17 protein-coding genes are annotated in these 15,067 nt (G+C 67.4%); 8 read left to right on the forward strand and 9 right to left on the reverse strand.

Annotated features, from left to right (window positions below):
* Positions 1 to 17: 17 nt before the first annotated feature.
* Positions 18 to 1,490 (forward strand): DEAD/DEAH box helicase, encoded by a 1,473-nt coding sequence (locus tag CEW88_RS09230; protein WP_108967687.1) that lies wholly within the window; start codon positions 18 to 20, stop codon positions 1,488 to 1,490.
* 128 nt (positions 1,491 to 1,618) lie between these two features.
* Here CEW88_RS09230 and CEW88_RS09235 read toward each other — a convergent pair whose 3' ends face one another.
* The 3 genes from CEW88_RS09235 to CEW88_RS09245 all read right to left on the reverse strand — a co-directional run bounded on the left by CEW88_RS09235 (position 1,619) and on the right by CEW88_RS09245 (position 2,902).
* Positions 1,619 to 2,044: an OsmC family protein gene (locus CEW88_RS09235; protein WP_108966150.1), complete on the reverse strand. Its 426-nt coding sequence runs from the start codon at positions 2,042 to 2,044 to the stop codon at positions 1,619 to 1,621.
* A gap of 87 nt (positions 2,045 to 2,131) precedes the next feature.
* Complete coding sequence (locus CEW88_RS09240) at positions 2,132 to 2,434, reverse strand: SelT/SelW/SelH family protein (protein WP_108966152.1); 303 nt, start codon at positions 2,432 to 2,434, stop codon at positions 2,132 to 2,134.
* Between the two features lie 12 nt (positions 2,435 to 2,446).
* Positions 2,447 to 2,902 carry an Lrp/AsnC family transcriptional regulator gene (locus CEW88_RS09245; protein ID WP_108966154.1) on the reverse strand — a complete coding sequence of 152 codons (456 nt, stop codon included), beginning with the start codon at positions 2,900 to 2,902 and terminating at the stop codon, positions 2,447 to 2,449.
* Between the two features lie 152 nt (positions 2,903 to 3,054).
* On the opposite strand from CEW88_RS09245, the gene CEW88_RS09250 reads away from it, so the two are divergent.
* The 5 genes from CEW88_RS09250 (at position 3,055) to CEW88_RS09270 (ending at position 7,180) form a co-directional block, all read left to right on the forward strand.
* A complete protein-coding gene (locus tag CEW88_RS09250; RefSeq protein WP_108966156.1) occupies positions 3,055 to 3,360 on the forward strand; it encodes a DUF2849 domain-containing protein in 306 nt (101 codons plus the stop codon).
* Between the two features lie 49 nt (positions 3,361 to 3,409).
* Complete coding sequence (locus tag CEW88_RS09255) at positions 3,410 to 5,077, forward strand: nitrite/sulfite reductase (protein ID WP_108966158.1); 1,668 nt, start codon at positions 3,410 to 3,412, stop codon at positions 5,075 to 5,077.
* A gap of 4 nt (positions 5,078 to 5,081) precedes the next feature.
* Positions 5,082 to 5,873 carry a phosphoadenylyl-sulfate reductase gene (locus tag CEW88_RS09260; RefSeq protein ID WP_108966159.1) on the forward strand — a complete coding sequence of 264 codons (792 nt, stop codon included), beginning with the start codon at positions 5,082 to 5,084 and terminating at the stop codon, positions 5,871 to 5,873.
* A complete protein-coding gene (locus tag CEW88_RS09265) occupies positions 5,870 to 6,247 on the forward strand; it encodes a DUF934 domain-containing protein (protein WP_108966161.1) in 378 nt (125 codons plus the stop codon). The genes CEW88_RS09260 and CEW88_RS09265 overlap by 4 nt, the downstream gene beginning before the upstream one ends.
* A 69-nt stretch (positions 6,248 to 6,316) precedes the next feature.
* On the forward strand, positions 6,317 to 7,180 hold the full coding sequence (locus tag CEW88_RS09270; RefSeq protein ID WP_108966163.1) for a ferredoxin--NADP reductase: 864 nt from the start codon (positions 6,317 to 6,319) through the stop codon (positions 7,178 to 7,180).
* A gap of 84 nt (positions 7,181 to 7,264) precedes the next feature.
* Here the strand turns inward: CEW88_RS09270 and CEW88_RS09275 are convergent, their stop codons facing one another.
* On the reverse strand, positions 7,265 to 7,906 hold the full coding sequence (locus CEW88_RS09275; RefSeq protein ID WP_108966164.1) for a hypothetical protein: 642 nt from the start codon (positions 7,904 to 7,906) through the stop codon (positions 7,265 to 7,267).
* Positions 7,907 to 8,037: 131 nt separating this feature from the next.
* A complete protein-coding gene (locus CEW88_RS09280) occupies positions 8,038 to 8,673 on the reverse strand; it encodes a hypothetical protein (protein ID WP_108966166.1) in 636 nt (211 codons plus the stop codon).
* Positions 8,674 to 8,779: 106 nt separating this feature from the next.
* Between CEW88_RS09280 and infC the strand changes: the two genes are divergently transcribed.
* Positions 8,780 to 9,439 carry a translation initiation factor IF-3 gene (gene infC / locus CEW88_RS09285; RefSeq protein WP_203595073.1) on the forward strand — a complete coding sequence of 220 codons (660 nt, stop codon included), beginning with the start codon at positions 8,780 to 8,782 and terminating at the stop codon, positions 9,437 to 9,439.
* A gap of 139 nt (positions 9,440 to 9,578) precedes the next feature.
* Here infC and CEW88_RS09290 read toward each other — a convergent pair whose 3' ends face one another.
* The 4 genes from CEW88_RS09290 to CEW88_RS09305 form a co-directional block, all read right to left on the reverse strand.
* On the reverse strand, positions 9,579 to 10,571 hold the full coding sequence (locus tag CEW88_RS09290) for a molybdopterin-binding protein (protein ID WP_108966168.1): 993 nt from the start codon (positions 10,569 to 10,571) through the stop codon (positions 9,579 to 9,581).
* On the reverse strand, positions 10,568 to 11,572 hold the full coding sequence (locus CEW88_RS09295) for an XdhC family protein (RefSeq protein ID WP_108966170.1): 1,005 nt from the start codon (positions 11,570 to 11,572) through the stop codon (positions 10,568 to 10,570). The genes CEW88_RS09290 and CEW88_RS09295 overlap by 4 nt, the downstream gene beginning before the upstream one ends.
* A 45-nt stretch (positions 11,573 to 11,617) precedes the next feature.
* Entirely contained in the window at positions 11,618 to 12,844 is a 1,227-nt protein-coding gene (locus CEW88_RS09300) for a DegT/DnrJ/EryC1/StrS family aminotransferase (RefSeq protein ID WP_108966172.1), read from the reverse strand.
* A gap of 78 nt (positions 12,845 to 12,922) precedes the next feature.
* Positions 12,923 to 13,585 carry an HAD-IA family hydrolase gene (locus CEW88_RS09305; protein WP_108966173.1) on the reverse strand — a complete coding sequence of 221 codons (663 nt, stop codon included), beginning with the start codon at positions 13,583 to 13,585 and terminating at the stop codon, positions 12,923 to 12,925.
* Positions 13,586 to 13,705: 120 nt separating this feature from the next.
* Between CEW88_RS09305 and glmU the strand changes: the two genes are divergently transcribed.
* Entirely contained in the window at positions 13,706 to 15,064 is a 1,359-nt protein-coding gene (gene glmU / locus CEW88_RS09310; protein ID WP_108966175.1) for a bifunctional UDP-N-acetylglucosamine diphosphorylase/glucosamine-1-phosphate N-acetyltransferase GlmU, read from the forward strand.
* Positions 15,065 to 15,067: the final 3 nt, after the last annotated feature.

Below are 15,067 nucleotides of genomic sequence, written 5' to 3' on the forward strand. Positions count from 1 at the left end.
CATTGTATCGGACCTACATGACCAAGTTTACCGACCTAAACCTGAACCCCAAGGTGCTGAAAGCCATCGAAGAGGCGGGCTACGAGACGCCCACGCCGATCCAGGCAGGCGCCATTCCCCCCGCGCTCGAGGGCCGAGACGTGCTGGGCATCGCCCAGACCGGCACGGGCAAGACCGCGTCCTTCACGCTGCCGATGATCACCCTGCTGGCGCGCGGCCGCGCCCGGGCACGGATGCCGCGCAGCCTTGTGCTCTGCCCGACGCGCGAGCTCGCGGCGCAGGTCGCCGAGAACTTCGACGTCTACACCAAGCACCTCAAGCTGACCAAGGCGCTGCTGATCGGCGGCGTCTCGTTCAAGGAGCAGGAGCAGCTGATCGACAAGGGCGTCGATGTGTTGATCGCCACCCCGGGCCGCCTTCTGGACCATTTCGAGCGCGGCAAGCTGCTGCTCACCGGCGTGCAGATCATGGTGGTCGACGAGGCCGACCGGATGCTCGACATGGGTTTCATCCCCGACATCGAGCGGATCTTCTCGCTGACGCCCTTCACCCGGCAGACGCTGTTCTTCTCGGCCACCATGGCGCCCGAGATCGAACGCATCACCAACACCTTCCTGTCCGGCCCCGAGCGCATCGAAGTCGCCCGGCAGGCGACGGCGTCCGAGACGATCGAGCAGGGTGCAGTGTTCTTCAAGGCCTCGCGCAAGGATCGCGAAGCCTCCGAGAAGCGCGCCGTGCTGCGCGCGCTGATCGACAAGGAAGGCGATGCCTGCACCAATGCGATCATCTTCTGCAACCGCAAGGTCGACGTCGATATTGTCGCCAAGTCGCTGAAGAAATACGGCTACAACGCCTCGCCGATCCACGGCGATCTCGACCAGTCGCAGCGCACCCGCACGCTCGACGGTTTCCGCGACGGCTCGGTCCGCCTGCTGATCGCCTCCGACGTGGCGGCGCGCGGGCTCGATGTGCCCTCGGTCAGCCACGTGTTCAACTTCGACGTGCCGAGCCACGCCGAGGATTACGTTCACCGTATTGGCCGCACCGGCCGCGCCGGGCGCAAGGGCAAGGCCTTCACCATCGTCGTGCCGAAGGACGAAAAGAACTTCGAGGAAGTCGAGAAGCTGCTCCAGAAAGAAATCCCCCGCGTCGATTCGCCGGTCCGCGGCACCCCTGTCTCGGACGCACCGGTCACTCAGGACGAGGAAAAGCCCGCCAAGCGCAGCCGGTCTCGCTCGCGCCGCTCGGAGCGCAGCGAGGCCGCGCCCAAGGTCGATGCGGCTCCGAAGGCCGAGCCCGTCGCCGAGGCCCCCACACCGGCACCCGCGCCCGCACCGGAGGTGGCCGAGCGGCAGGAACGCGCTCCGCGCAACAGCGACAAGCCCCGCGGCCGTGGCCGCAAGGGCGAGCGCGAAGGCACTGTCGTGGGCATGGGCGATCACATGCCCGAGTTCATCGCCCTCAGCTTCGAGCAGCGTCGCGCCAGCTGAAGCGGTCTCATCCCGATACGAAAGAGCCGCCCCTCGGGGCGGCTCTTTGCGTCTGGGATATTGTTCAGCGCCGGGGCTTATTCCGGAGGCAAGCGCGAGGGGCCCCGCCCCTCGCGTCCTGCGCCAGGTCAGGCCAGCGTCGCATCCATGGTGATCTCGGCGTTGAGCAGCTTGGAGATCGGGCAGCCGGCCTTGGCCTTGTTCGCCGCCTCCATGAAGGTCTCCTCGCTGGCGCCGGGGATCGAAGCGGTCAGCTTCAGGTGGCTTTTGGTCACCGTGAAGCCGCCATCGTCCTGTTCCAGCGTGACCGTGGCGACGGTGGAGATGTCGTCGGCCTTGAGGTCGTAGTCGCCGAGGATGTTGCTCAGAGCCATCGAGAAGCAGCTGGCGTGGGCCGCGGCGATCAGCTCCTCGGGGTTGGTGCCCGCCTCGTCGCCGAAGCGCTTGTTGAACCCGTAGTTCTGCTTGTTCAGCACGCCGGACTCGGTCGAGACGGTGCCCGTCCCATCCTTGAGCCCGCCCTGCCAGTTCGCGGATCCGCTCTTGTTGATCATCTTTGGGTCTCCCTCTTTCTGCCCGCATGGGGCTCTGGTCGCCAACCTAGCGCAGCAGGGCGCGAGGTCACGCCTGTCGGAAAAACTTCATGTTCCGGCGCCGGTCGGCCGGTCGGAATGGCCGAGGTCGCGCTTGGGGTCGATAACGTCGCGCACGCGCTGCTTGATCACCTTGGGCTCGGGGAAGCCGCCGTCGCGCTTGCGCTCCCAGAGCAGCACGCCATCTACAGAAATTTCGTAGACCCCGCCGTAACCGGGCACCAGCGTCACCCCGCCGAGGTCCTGCCCGAAGGTCTGCAGCAGTTCCTGCGCCATCCAACCGGCGCGCAGCAGCCAGTTGCAACCTGTGCAATAGGTGATGGAAACCTGCGGCTTCGGCGCATTGGTCATGGTGCGGCCTCCTCAGAGCGGCAGCGCATTGGTGTTCTTGATCTCTTCCATCGAGAGCAGCGCGGTCACGTTGTAGACCTTCACCTCGGAAATCAGCGCCTGATAGAAGACATCGTAGGCGCGGGCATTTTTCACCCGCACCTTGAGGATATAGTCGATCTCGCCGGCGAGGCGATGCGCCTCCATCACCTCGGGCCGCTCGCGCAATGCCTTGAGGAACTTGCGCTGCCAGTCGGCTTCGTGCTCGGAGGTGCGGATCAGCACGAAGAAACAGGCCTCGAAGCCCAGCTTCTCGGGGTCGGGGATCACCACCTGCGGGCCGATGATCCCGGCCTCGCGCATCTTGCGGATGCGATTCCAAACCGGGGTCTTTGATGACCCCACGGCACGGGCGATCTCGTCCAGCGAGCGCCCCGCGTCCTCCTGCAGTTCCAGAAGGATTTTCCGGTCGGTCTCGTCGATGGACATGGCTGTTCCGCCCTTTCGCCTGCGTTGGAACGTCTGCACCATCCTTAACCACAGGACGGAACGTATGTCCTTATATTTCCGCCCCTCTGGCCGCAAGGGGGGACAAAATTCTATATTGAATGGCAACGAACCCCCTCCCGGAGTGTATCCCGATGCCGAAGCCCTTCACGCCCAAGGTCGTCACCGCCAACGCGCTGATCGAAGGCGACGTGATCTACCTCGCAGCCGATGACAGCTGGGTGCGCGATCTTGCCAAGGCCGAGGTGATCACCGACGAGGCCATTGCGCAGATGCGCCTTCTGGACGCGCAGGCGCGCGCCGCCGAGACGGTGGGCGTCTACCTCGCCGACGTCAAGCTGGGAGCCAACGGCGCCGAGCCGACGCACTTCCGCGAGGATTTCCGCCGCACCGGCCCCTCGAACTATTTCCACGGCAAGCAGGCCGAAGCCGACGCCTGACCCGGCGCCTTCCCCCACGCAGCGACCAGGCCAGACGCAGGAGACCCAGATGTACCGCTACACCGAGTTCGACACCGCCTTCATCCAGGAACGCAACCGCCAGTTCCGCGCCCAGGTCGAGCGCCGCATCACCGGCAACCTCACCGAGGACGAGTTCAAGCCGCTGCGCCTGATGAACGGTCTCTACCTGCAGCTGCACGCCTACATGCTGCGCGTGGCGATCCCCTACGGCACCCTGTCGAGCGCGCAGATGCGCCAGCTCGCACTGCTGGCCGAGAAGTGGGACAAGGGCTACGGCCACTTCACCACCCGCCAGAACATCCAGTATAACTGGCCCAAGCTCTCGGACGTGCCGGACATGCTCGACGCGCTGGCCGAGGTGAACCTCCACGCCATCCAGACCTCGGGCAACACCATCCGCAATGTGACCGCGGACCATTTCGCCGGCGCCGCCGCCGACGAGATCGCTGACCCGCGCCCGGTGGCCGAGCTGCTGCGGCAATGGTCCACCGATCACCCCGAGTTCCAATTCCTGCCGCGCAAGTTCAAGATCGCCGTCACCGGCGCGCCGAACGACCGCGCGGTGATCAAGGCGCATGACATCGGCATCGAGATCGTCACGAAGGACGGACAGATCGGCTACCGCGTGCTCGTCGGCGGCGGCCTCGGCCGCACCCCTATGATCGGCAAGGTGCTGTCGGATTTCGTGGCGCAGGATGACCTGCTGCCCTTCGTCGAGGCCACCGTCTCCGTCTGGAACCTGCTCGGCCGCCGCGACAACAAGTACAAGGCGCGCATCAAGATCACCGTGCACGAGCACGGGATCGAGGAAATCCAGCGCCTCGTAGCCGAGCGCTTTGCCGAGACCAAGGCGGCCTTCAACGGTTCCGACCTCGATCTCTTCGAAGAGATCAAGGAAAGCTTCGCTGCGCCCGCGTTCCGCAATGCCCCCGAGGACGACTTCGCTGCGGCCTATGACGCCGACCCGGTGTTCCGGTCCTGGGCCGACACCAACCTCGCCGAGCACAAAGCGCCCGGCTATGCCATCGCGCAGGTCTCGCTCAAGGCACATGGCCAGACGCCGGGCGATGCCTCGGCCGAGCAGATGCGCGTGCTGGCGGATCTGGCCGAGCGCTTCGGCCACGACGAGCTGCGCATCAGCCACGAGCAGAACGTGATCCTGCCGCATGTGCATAAGTCGGACCTGCCGCAGCTGCACCAGATCCTCAAGGCGCATGGGCTCGCGACTGCCAACATCGGCAAGATCAGCGATATCATCGCCTGCCCCGGCATGGACTACTGCGCGCTGGCCACGGCCCGCTCGATCCCGATCGCCACGCAGATCGCCACCCGGTTCGACGAGCTCAAGACCGAGCACGAGATCGGCGACCTGAAGATCAAGATCTCGGGCTGCATCAACGCCTGCGGACACCACCACGTGGGCCATATCGGCATCCTCGGGCTGGATCGCGGCGGCGTCGAAACCTATCAGATCACCCTCGGCGGCGATGCCACCGAGACCGCCGCGCTCGGCGAGCGCACCGGTCCGGGCTTCTCCTACGAAGAGATCGTGCCCGCCATCGAGCGGCTGGTGGACGCCTACCTCGAACAGCGCGAGAGCCCCGAGGAGACCTTCCTGCAGGCCTATCGCCGGCTCGGCATGGCGCCCTTCAAGGAAGCGCTCTACGAGACCGAGAAGAACGCCGAGGCAGCCTGAGGCGATGACCCTGCAGCTTCCTCCCAACACGCCCGAAACAGGCGCCAAGGCTCTGCTGCCCGATGAGCTGGCAGAGCTGCGCGCCCGGGTCGACGCGCTCAACGCGCGCTACCGGCACCACGGCGCGACCGCGGTGCTGGAGGGGGCCCTGCGCGATCCAGAGGCGGGGCGCATCGCCATGGTCTCGTCCTTCGGGGCGGAATCGGTGGCGCTGCTGCACCTCGTGGCGGTGGTGGATCGCACCACTCCGGTGCTGTTCATCGACACGCGGCTGCTGTTCGCCGAGACGCTGGAGTACCAGCTCGAGATCTCCGAACGGCTGCGGCTGTCGGACGTGCGGGTGATCCGCACCGACGAGGCGCTGCTGCAGTCCCGCGACCCCTACGGCGCGCTGCGCTTTTCGGACAAGGACGCCTGCTGCGCCCTGCGCAAGACCTTGCCGCTCGAGCAGGCGCTCGGCGGGTTCGACGGCTGGATCACCGGGCGCAAGCGCTACCAGTCGAAGACCCGCGCAGGCCTCGAGTTCTTCGAGCTCGAAGAGGAAACCGGGCGCATCAAGGTGAACCCGATGGCGCATTGGGCGCCCGAGGACATCGGCGCCTACATGGACGAGAACCGCCTGCCCCGGCACCCGCTGGTGGCGCAGGGCTACCCCTCGATCGGCTGCGCGCCCTGCACCAGCAAGGTCGCGCCCGGAGAGGACCCCCGCGCCGGACGCTGGCGCGGCGAAGACAAGGTTGAATGCGGCATCCATTTCATCAATGGCCAGGCCGTGAGAGAAGGACAGAGCCAATGACCGTCATCGTGACCGACGAGGGCTTCGGCCCCGACACCTGGGAAGCTCAGGACGCCCCCGTGCTGGACCTGCCCTCCGACACCGACCCCGCGGCGCTGGAAGTGCCGCACAACACCACGCATGTGCGCATTGCCTTCCCGAGCTTCGCCGATGGGCGCGGCTTCACGCTGGCACGCCTGCTGCGCCTGCGCGGCTTCACAGGCACGCTGCGCGCCGCCGGTCACGTGATCTCGGACCAATACGCCATGGCCCGCCGTTCGGGCTTCGACGAGGTCGAGATCTCGGACGAGCTGGCCGCCCGCCAGCCAGAGGGCGAGTGGAAATTCCGCGCGGACTGGCAAAAGCACGACTACCAGTCGCGGGTGCGCGGCTAAGACGCCTTTCCCCTGACCTGCATCACAGATATAGCCAAGGGACCGGCTGATCGGCCGGCGAGAGATACAATGACAGAGTTGAAACCCGTGAACGAAGCCACCGCAGCGAAAGCCGATGCGCCGAAGAAGATGGTGCTTCCCGACGCCCAGAGTGTCACCTTCGTGAAGCACTGGACCGACCGGCTTTTCTCTTTCCGCGTCACCCGCCCTGCCAGCCTGCGCTTCCGTTCGGGCGAGTTCGTGATGATCGGCCTGATGGGCGATCCCGATCCGAAGACCGGCAAGCAGAAGCCGCTGCTGCGCGCATATTCCATCGCCTCGCCTTCCTGGGACGAGGAGCTGGAATTCTACTCGATCAAGGTGCAGGACGGCCCGCTCACCTCGAAACTGCAGCATATCCAAGTGGGCGACGAAGTCATCCTCCGCCCCAAGCCCGTCGGCACGCTGGTGCATGACGCGCTGCTGCCCGGCAAGCGCATCTGGTTCTTTGCCACCGGCACCGGCTTTGCGCCCTTCGCCTCGCTGCTGCGCGAGCCGCAGACCTACGAGGATTACGACGAGGTCATCATCACCCACACCTGCCGCGAGGCGGGCGAGCTGGAATACGGGGCCGCGCTGATCGAGAGCCTGAAGACCGACGAGCTGCTGAACGAGCTGATCGGCGAAGGCTTCTGGAAGAAGATCAAGTACTATCCGACGACCACCCGCGAAGAGAGCCCGAAGATGGGCCGCATCACCGACCTGATGCGCTCGGGCGAGGCCTTTGCCGATCTTGGCGTGGCGCCGCTGAACCCCGAGACCGACCGTGCGATGATCTGCGGCAACCTCGCCTTCAACCTCGAGCTGAAGCAGATGTTAGAGGACTATGGCCTCGAAGAGGGCGCCAACTCGGACCCCAAGCATTACGTGGTGGAGAAGGCCTTCCTCGACTGAGGCGCCCCCACCCGGCATCAAAGAAAGCCCCGGCACAGCCGGGGCTTTTTGCGTTGCGCGCGCCGCGTAAGACGCGCGTGGCGGTCAGCCGCGGCCCGTTTCCTTGAAGCTCTGCCGCTCAGCCGAAGGGTCGAGCGCGATCAGCAGCAGTGCGGCGTAGAGCGCCAGCAGGCACGCCGCCGTGTAGATCGACATCGCCTCGACGACGGGCAAGGCAAGCGGCGAGCCGCGGTGGAAATCATGCACGAAGAGCACTGCCAAGACGCCCGACAGCCCCGCCGTACCAGACAGCATCGTAACTTCGGCCCGGTTCAGCCGCGGGCTGCCCAGCCCGGCAAGCCCGAGCGCCGCGACAAGGATGCCGGCAATCGTGCCCGGCGACATGCGGTCCGTAAACGCGCGGCTTTCGGCCAACACGTCGAAGCCGCCGTTCCCGAGCGGGATGACGATGGAATTTGTCAGCGCCACCGCCGCCGCTATGCCCGCGCAGGCCAGTACCGCGCTGCGGGGCGCCGATCGCTGCAGGTGGATGAGGATCCCCGAGAACAGGAGGGCGAAGCTGATCGCCGTGCTCGGCACCATGGCCGCGCGGTACGGCGCACCGCGCACCAGCACCTCGACCCCGAACAGCCAGCCCGCCAGAACGGTCCCCACCACGCACAACGCGATGATCGAAAGGAGCATGGGAACGCCGCGGTGCGGCAGGTCGGTTCTCTGGAAAGCCATAGTGGTCTGTCTCGGAGCTGAAGCGTTGTTCGGGGGGGGTACGCCACTATAAATCGCGCGGATCACGCCGCGCTAGAAAGAAATCCTGCACGGAAAAGATATTTTTGTGTCAACCGCCGCCCCCCCGGCGATCAGAGACCGAGCCGTTCGCGCGCCTCCTCAAGCACCGCCGCAAGCTGCTCCGGCGCGTCCTTCACCGTAGCCAGAGCGGATTTTGTCGCCTCCTTGGCAGCAAAGCCGAGGTCGGACTGCTCGATGTAAGCAACGGCCTTGTCGTAATCGAAGCCCTCGACGGTGAAGAGCTCGCGCAGCTGTGCATCGGTCATCCGGGCCACCTCGGCCCCGGTGTCGGAGGCGCTGTTCATCGCATCCCCCGCCGCGGCGCCAGCTCTGTCCATCGTGCTCTCAGCCGAGGCCATGGCGTCCTTGGTGGTATCTGTCACCGCATCCGCCGCGCCCTGCACGGTGTCCGCCGCCTTGCCCGCCGCATCGGAAATCGCCGCCATCGCGTCATCGGCGGCCTCGCCCGCCTTGTCCATGGCCTCGCGCCCCGCAGCCGCCGCATCGTCGGCCGCCTGCTCGAGCGTCTCGTCGGCTCTTTCGGCCGCGGCCTCCGCCTCGGTGCCCGCGTTGTCCATGGGGTCATCTACGGCGCCGGTCACCGCCTGGTCGCTCTCGACGGGAATGCCCTCGTCGCCGCTGCGCATGCCGAAAACCAGGATGCCGATCAGCACAATGGCCCCGACGATCAGAATCGCTTGTCTCATCTCAGATATCTCCAGTCTCGCATGAGTGTCGCGTCGGTGTGAGATAGGCATTCACATTGCCATGATCACCCGCTGGTCGGGGCATCGGCAGCGCATCGCGCACCCGATGAGCGGGTTGAGGCCCGACTTCCCCTCTGTTTCGGCCAATTGCCGCTTGAAACACCCGTCCCGCAGCACTATTTTGCGCGCCTACGAGACACGGCAACAAAGGACGAAAACCATAGCTCGCAGACCTCACAACGCGCCCCCGACGCGCGACACCGGCCCCCGCGTAAACGACCGCATCCGGGCTCCCGAAATCCGCCTGATCGGCGCCGAGGGTGAAAACCTGGGCGTGCAGACCCCTGCGCGCGCGCTGGAGATGGCCGAGGAAGCCGGTCTCGACCTGGTCGAGATCTCGCCCAACGCCAAGCCGCCCGTCTGCAAGATCATGGACTTCGGCAAGTTCAAGTACGAACAGCAGAAGCGTGAGAGCGATGCGCGCAAGAAGCAGAAGACCATCGAGGTCAAGGAAGTGAAATTCCGCCCCGGCACCGACACGCATGACTATGACGTCAAGATGCGCAACGTGCTGAAGTTCCTCGAAGGCGGTGACAAGGTGAAGATCACCCTGCGCTTCCGCGGCCGCGAGATGGCGCACCAGAACCTTGGCCGTGAACTGCTCGAGCGCGTGGCGGAAGACGTCAAGGAAGTGGGCAAGGTCGAGAACATGCCCAAGATGGAAGGCCGCCAGATGGTCATGATGATCGGTCCGGCTGCCAAGTAACGACCGATCCGCGACCCGGAAACGGGTCCGACGAGGGAAACCCGCCGCGCTGCCGCCGGCGGGTTTTGCTTTGTCTTGGGGTTTCGGTCGCGCTATGCCGGGACGCTCTCTTTTGGATGACCCCGCGGGTGCGGTGCCCTCAGGCCTCGCGCGGGCGCGGACGGGAGGGCGGCTCTTTCAGCAGGCCGCCGACGCCCATGGCGGCGATGTCCCCGGGGGTCACGGTCTGACCGCAGATCAGCCGCTCGAGCACCCAATCCGCTCCGTTGATCGCCGGCGATCGGGCGCAGCCGGGCAGGCCCACCACCGGGCGCGCGCCGAGGCGGCCGAAGAAGAGCAGGTTGCCGGGATCGACGGGCATGCCGAAATGGCTGACCTCCCCCCCTGCCGCGCGCAGCGCCTCGGGCGCGACGTCGTGCAGGTCGGAGGTCGCCGAGCCGGTCAGGATCAGAAGGATGTCACCCGGCGCTTCGCGAAGCGCCTGTGCCAGTGGATCGGTCCGGTGCGGCACAAGAACCCGCGGGCCGAGCGCAGTGCCGAAGCGCTCGAGCCGCGCCCGGGTGGCGCGGCGGCCCTTGTCGCCGGGATCGCCGCCCACCTCGGTCTCGATCAGCGTGGCGGACTTGGCCACCGGCCCGTGCAGGCGCAGCGCCCCGCCCCGGGCGGCGGCGCAGGCGGCCGCAAGCGCAGCCTCGGGCACGGCGTAGGAGATGATCTTTACCGTCGCCACCATCGCCCGCGGCGCGCAGCGCTGCCACGGGCGCAGGGTCGCGACCGTGATCATCGGGTGCACCGCGTTGACCGCATCGATCCGCGCGGCATCAACCTCGAGCACGCCGGGACCGAGCGCGTGCAGGTTGACCCGCCCCGTTGTTGCCGGGCCGATGCGCAGCTGAGCGGTCGCTGGATCGGGCAGCAGCGCCTCGGCGAGCCGCCGCGCCGCCGTGTCCTCGGCCACGTCCCCGGGCTCGAGCCGCGCGACGATCACCTCGGAAAGCCCAGCCTCGCGCATCCTGCCGAGGTCCGCCGCTGTCAGCATGTGCCCCTTCTTCAGCTTCCCGCCGGTCAGCGCGACGGAATGCGCCAGTATCGCGCCCTCGGCCTCGGCCAGCGCCACGGGGCCGAATTTCATGCGCCCTTCCTCAGCACGCGGGTCATCTCGGCAAGGATCGACACGGCGATCTCGGCGGGGCCCGAGGCACAGATATCAAGCCCGATGGGTCCGTGGATGAGCGCGATTTCGGCCTCGGTGAACCCCGCCTCGGAAAGCCGCGTCACGCGCTTTGCATGGGTGCGGGTGGAGCCGAGCGCGCCAATATAGAAGACCTTCGAGCGCAGCGCCGCCTCGATGGCGGGATCGTCGAGCTTGGGGTCGTGGGTCAACAGCACCAGAGCGGTGCGGGTATCGAGGCCCAGCTTCGTCACCGCCTCGTCGGGCCAGTCGTCGAGGATCGTCTCGCCGGGAAAGCGCGCCTCTGAGCCGAAGGCGCCGCGCGGGTCGATCAGCACCGGGTCGTAGCCGGCGATGCGCGCCATGGGCAGCAGCGCCTGCGCGATATGCACCGCGCCGACGACCAGAAGCCGCAGCGGCGGATTGTGGATGGCGACGAAGGTGCGGCTCTCTTCGATGAACCCCGAACGGTCCATGCGAAAGGCCGTCTCGTGCCCGGCGTACGCGAGCGTGCGCTGCTGGCTGTCGAGGTCGACCACATAGGCCACGGGGGTGCGGGCGGCGCGGGCCTCGCAAAGCTCGGCGAGCAGCGCCTCGGGCAGCGCCGCGCCGACCGGCTCGACCAGCACGCGGATGGTGCCGCCGCAGGCGAGGCCGACGGCGAAGGCATCATCGTCCGAGACGCCGAATTCCAGCTCGCGGGACTTGCCCTCGTCGAGCGCCTCGAGCGCCTCGACGATCACCGCCCCCTCGACGCAACCACCGGAGACCGACCCCTCGATCTCTCCGCTGCCGGAGATGGCAAGCTGCGCGCCGGTCCGGCGCGGCGCCGAACCCCAGGTCTGGATCACCGTGGCGAGCGCGGCCTTGCGGCCCTCGCGGTGCCAGGCGAGCGCGGTTTCGGGGATGGCGTCGAAGTCCTGGATGGTCGTCGCCTTCGGGTCTGTCGTGTGCTTGGTCATCACAAACGCTCCTTCGCGTCCGGTCTGGGTCTTGGTCCGCGCCGCTCAGCCGGCCTGCTGGTAGACCGCCGAGACCTCGGCGCGGATGATGCGGGCGATGAGCGCGCAATCCTCGAGGCTGAAGGTCAGCGGCAGGCGCATGTCGAGGATCCCCGTGAGAATACGATTGGTGGCGGGCATCGGTTCCGAAGGCGCATAACGCCAGCTGTCGTAGCGCGAGGTGAAGGCCACTGGTTCGGCGCCGCCGAACCACTTCAGCTCGACCCCGCGCGCGGCGCAGCGCGAGAGCACCTGTTGGATCGCCTCGGGTGCCCAGTCGAGCAGCAGCGCCTGGATCGAGGAGCCGACAAAGCGCTCGGGCTCGGGCCGCGCGATGAGCGTGAGGCCCGGGGTGCCCCGCAAGCCCGCCTCGACCACCCGGTAGCGCTCGTTCCAGCGCTCGATCTGCGCCGAGAGCTCGGCAAGTTGCGGCCGCAGCAGCGCGGCGCGCAGGTTGTCCATCCGGCCCGAGACGTTGGGGGTGAGGTATTTCACCCGCTCGAAGGCCTCCGGCCCCGGTGCCGCAAGATGCCGCTCGTAAAGCATGTAGCTGCCCGACAGCATCACCGCGCGGGCGGCCAGGTCCTCGTCATCGGTGACCAGAAAGCCGCCCTCGCCCGAGTTCATGTGCTTGTAGGTCTGCGTCGAGTAGCAGCCGATGGCGCCGTGCCGCCCAGAGGGCGTTCCGTTCCAGGAGGCCCCCATGGTGTGGGCGCAATCCTCGACGACCGGCACGCCCGCGGCGTTGCAGAGCGTCATCAGCCGGTCCATGTCGCAGATGTGCCCGCGCATGTGGCTGAGCATCAGCACCCGCGCCTGCGGCAGCTTGGTGGCGAGATCGTCGAGGTCGATCACCAGCCCCTCGGTCACCCCGACGAAGACCGGCACCGCTCCGAGCGCGGCAATCGCCCCCGGCACCGGCGCCAGGGTGAAGGCGTTGGTCAGAACCTTGTCGCCGGGCTGAACCCCCAGTGCGCGCAGGGCGCAGCCGAGCGCGTAGCCGCCCGAGGCCACCGCCACGCAGTAGCGCGCGCCGGTGACGGCGGCGAACTCCTGTTCGAGCAGCGCGGCCTCGGAGACCTCTCCGGCGGCGGTGTTGTAGCGGTGCAGCCGGCCATGGCGCATCACCGCCAGCGCGGCCTCGATCCCGGCTTCGGGGATGGGCTCCTGCTGGGTGAAGCTGCCGGTGAAACGTTCGGCCGTGAGGGTCTCTGTCTTCGGGTGCTCGGTCATGGGGCATTGATGCGCCCGCGCTGCCGCGCGGTCAATGCGCAAGGGCACACACCGATCTGCGCGCGCCTGCCGTGCGCCTCAGCCGATGAGCCGCGCCACCGCCCCGGCGAGCTCGTCGAAATGGCCGATCATCGCCTCGGGGTCCAGCGCCGAGACGGCATCGCCATCGGGGCCGAAGCCGACAAGGATGCAGGGCACGCCCACCGCCCTTGCCGTGTTGCGGTCGGTTGCCGTGTCGCCGACCAGCAGGCTCTGCGCCACCTGCCCGCCCGCACGTTCCACCGCCGCGACATAGGGCGCGGGGTCAGGCTTGCGCACCGGCAGCGTGTCGGCCCCGATCAGCGCATCGAAATGCCCGCGGGCGCCCATGCGCTGCATCAGCGTCTCGGCCAGCCCTTCGGGCTTGTTGGTGCAGATGCTGACCTTGTAACCCGCCTCGCGCAGCCCCTGCACAGCGTCCAGCGCGCCGGGGTAGAAGCGGGTGTAGCGGTCGATGGCCTCGCCGTAGACCGTCAGCAGCTCGGGATACCAGCGGACGATGAGCTCCTCGGAGAAGGTCCCGGCGCGGTCTAGCCCTGCGGTGAGCATGGCCCGCCCGCCCTTCACCGCGATGCCCGCGTCGAGCGCCGGGTCAAGCCGCACCTCGAGCCCCATGCCCTCGAAGCAGGCATTGGCGGCGGCGATCAGGTCGCCGCTGGTGTCGGCAAGCGTGCCATCGAGATCGAAGACCACCGTACGCATTCCGCTTGTCCCTTTCGCCGCGCCCTGTCACAGGCTGAAATCCAACGTGACCCGGGGCACCTTGCCCCCCTGCCCCAAGCGGATAAAACGGGCGCAGGCAGAAGACAAACAGGAAACCGCATGAGCCTCGCCCTGATCCTCCTTGCCGCAGGCAAGGGCACCCGCATGGAGTCCGATCTCCCCAAGGTCCTCCACCGCCTCGCCCAGGCCCCGCTGCTGTGGCACGCGCTGCGCGCCGGTCAGGCGCTCGAGCCCGCGCGGTCGGTGGTGGTGGCCGGGCACGGCGCCGAGGCGGTCGAGGCCTCGACCGCCGATTTCGCCCCCGAGGCGCAGGTGGTGATCCAGCAAGAGCAGCTCGGCACCGCCCATGCCGTGGCCCAGGCCCGCCCCGCGCTCGAGGGGTTCGAGGGCGACGCGCTGGTGCTCTACGGCGATACGCCCTTCATCACCGAGGCGACGCTGGAGGCGATGCGCGAGGCCCGCGCCAAGCATGACGTCGTGGTGCTGGGCTTCGAGGCCGCGGATCCGGGGCGCTACGGGCGGCTGGTGACCGAGGGCGACGCGCTGCAGCGCATCGTCGAGTTCAAGGACGCCTCCGAAACCGAGCGCGCCATCACCCTGTGCAACTCGGGCGTGGTCTGCGCGGACAGCAAGACCCTCTTCGACCTGATCGACGCCGTGGGCAACGACAATGCGTCGGGGGAATATTACCTCACCGACATCGTCGAGATCGCCCGGTCGCGCGGCCTTTCGGCGGGGGTCGTGCGCTGTGATGAAGCCGAGACTCTGGGCATCAATTCCCGCGCCGAGCTGCGCGCCGCCGAGGCCGCCTTCCAAGCCCGCAAGCGCGCAGAGCTGCTGGACGAGGGCGTGCTGATGAGCGCTCCCGAGACAGTGTTCTTTGCCTGGGACACCTACGTCGGCCGCGACGCAGAGATCGAGCCCAATGTGGTCTTCGGCCCCGGCGTGACGGTCGAGACCGGCGCGCGTATTCGTGCCTTCAGCCATCTCGAGGGGTGCCACGTCAGCCGCGGCGCCATCGTCGGCCCCTATGCCCGCCTGCGCCCCGGCGCCGAGCTGGCCGAAGAGGTGCATGTGGGCAACTTCGTCGAGGTGAAGAACGCCTATCTGGCGGAAGGCGTGAAGGCCAACCATCTCACCTATATCGGCGACGCCGACATCGGCGAGCGCACCAACATCGGGGCGGGCACGATCACCTGCAACTACGACGGTTTCTTCAAGCACCGCACCACCATCGGCAAGAATGCCTTCATCGGCTCGGACACGATGCTGGTCGCGCCGGTCACCGTCGGCGACGGCGCGATGACCGGCTCGGGGTCGGTGGTGACCGAGGACGTCCCCGCCGGCGCACTTGCGCTTGGACGGACGAAACAGGTGACCAAGCCGGGGTTTGCCACCAGGCTGCGCGACATGCTGAAGGCCAAGAAGGCGGCGCAACAGACCGCCAAAGGAGACTAAGAC

Origin of the sequence: Alloyangia pacifica (assembly GCF_003111685.1) — a bacterium.
Lineage (GTDB): Bacteria > Pseudomonadota > Alphaproteobacteria > Rhodobacterales > Rhodobacteraceae > Salipiger > Salipiger pacificus_A.

Bases quoted from the DNA above. Each gene is read 5' to 3' on its own strand.
- CEW88_RS09230 (WP_108967687.1), top strand. From the start codon at position 18: ATGACCAAGTTTACCGACCTAAACCTGAACCCCAAGGTGCTGAAAGCC.
- CEW88_RS09235 (WP_108966150.1), bottom strand. From the start codon at position 2,044: ATGATCAACAAGAGCGGATCCGCGAACTGGCAGGGCGGGCTCAAGGAT.
- CEW88_RS09240 (WP_108966152.1), bottom strand. From the start codon at position 2,434: ATGACCAATGCGCCGAAGCCGCAGGTTTCCATCACCTATTGCACAGGT.
- CEW88_RS09245 (WP_108966154.1), bottom strand. From the start codon at position 2,902: ATGTCCATCGACGAGACCGACCGGAAAATCCTTCTGGAACTGCAGGAG.
- CEW88_RS09250 (WP_108966156.1), top strand. From the start codon at position 3,055: ATGCCGAAGCCCTTCACGCCCAAGGTCGTCACCGCCAACGCGCTGATC.
- CEW88_RS09255 (WP_108966158.1), top strand. From the start codon at position 3,410: ATGTACCGCTACACCGAGTTCGACACCGCCTTCATCCAGGAACGCAAC.
- CEW88_RS09260 (WP_108966159.1), top strand. From the start codon at position 5,082: ATGACCCTGCAGCTTCCTCCCAACACGCCCGAAACAGGCGCCAAGGCT.
- CEW88_RS09265 (WP_108966161.1), top strand. From the start codon at position 5,870: ATGACCGTCATCGTGACCGACGAGGGCTTCGGCCCCGACACCTGGGAA.
- CEW88_RS09270 (WP_108966163.1), top strand. From the start codon at position 6,317: ATGACAGAGTTGAAACCCGTGAACGAAGCCACCGCAGCGAAAGCCGAT.
- CEW88_RS09275 (WP_108966164.1), bottom strand. From the start codon at position 7,906: ATGGCTTTCCAGAGAACCGACCTGCCGCACCGCGGCGTTCCCATGCTC.
- CEW88_RS09280 (WP_108966166.1), bottom strand. From the start codon at position 8,673: ATGAGACAAGCGATTCTGATCGTCGGGGCCATTGTGCTGATCGGCATC.
- infC (WP_203595073.1), top strand. From the start codon at position 8,780: ATGAGCGGGTTGAGGCCCGACTTCCCCTCTGTTTCGGCCAATTGCCGC.
- CEW88_RS09290 (WP_108966168.1), bottom strand. From the start codon at position 10,571: ATGAAATTCGGCCCCGTGGCGCTGGCCGAGGCCGAGGGCGCGATACTG.
- CEW88_RS09295 (WP_108966170.1), bottom strand. From the start codon at position 11,572: ATGACCAAGCACACGACAGACCCGAAGGCGACGACCATCCAGGACTTC.
- CEW88_RS09300 (WP_108966172.1), bottom strand. From the start codon at position 12,844: ATGACCGAGCACCCGAAGACAGAGACCCTCACGGCCGAACGTTTCACC.
- CEW88_RS09305 (WP_108966173.1), bottom strand. From the start codon at position 13,585: ATGCGTACGGTGGTCTTCGATCTCGATGGCACGCTTGCCGACACCAGC.
- glmU (WP_108966175.1), top strand. From the start codon at position 13,706: ATGAGCCTCGCCCTGATCCTCCTTGCCGCAGGCAAGGGCACCCGCATG.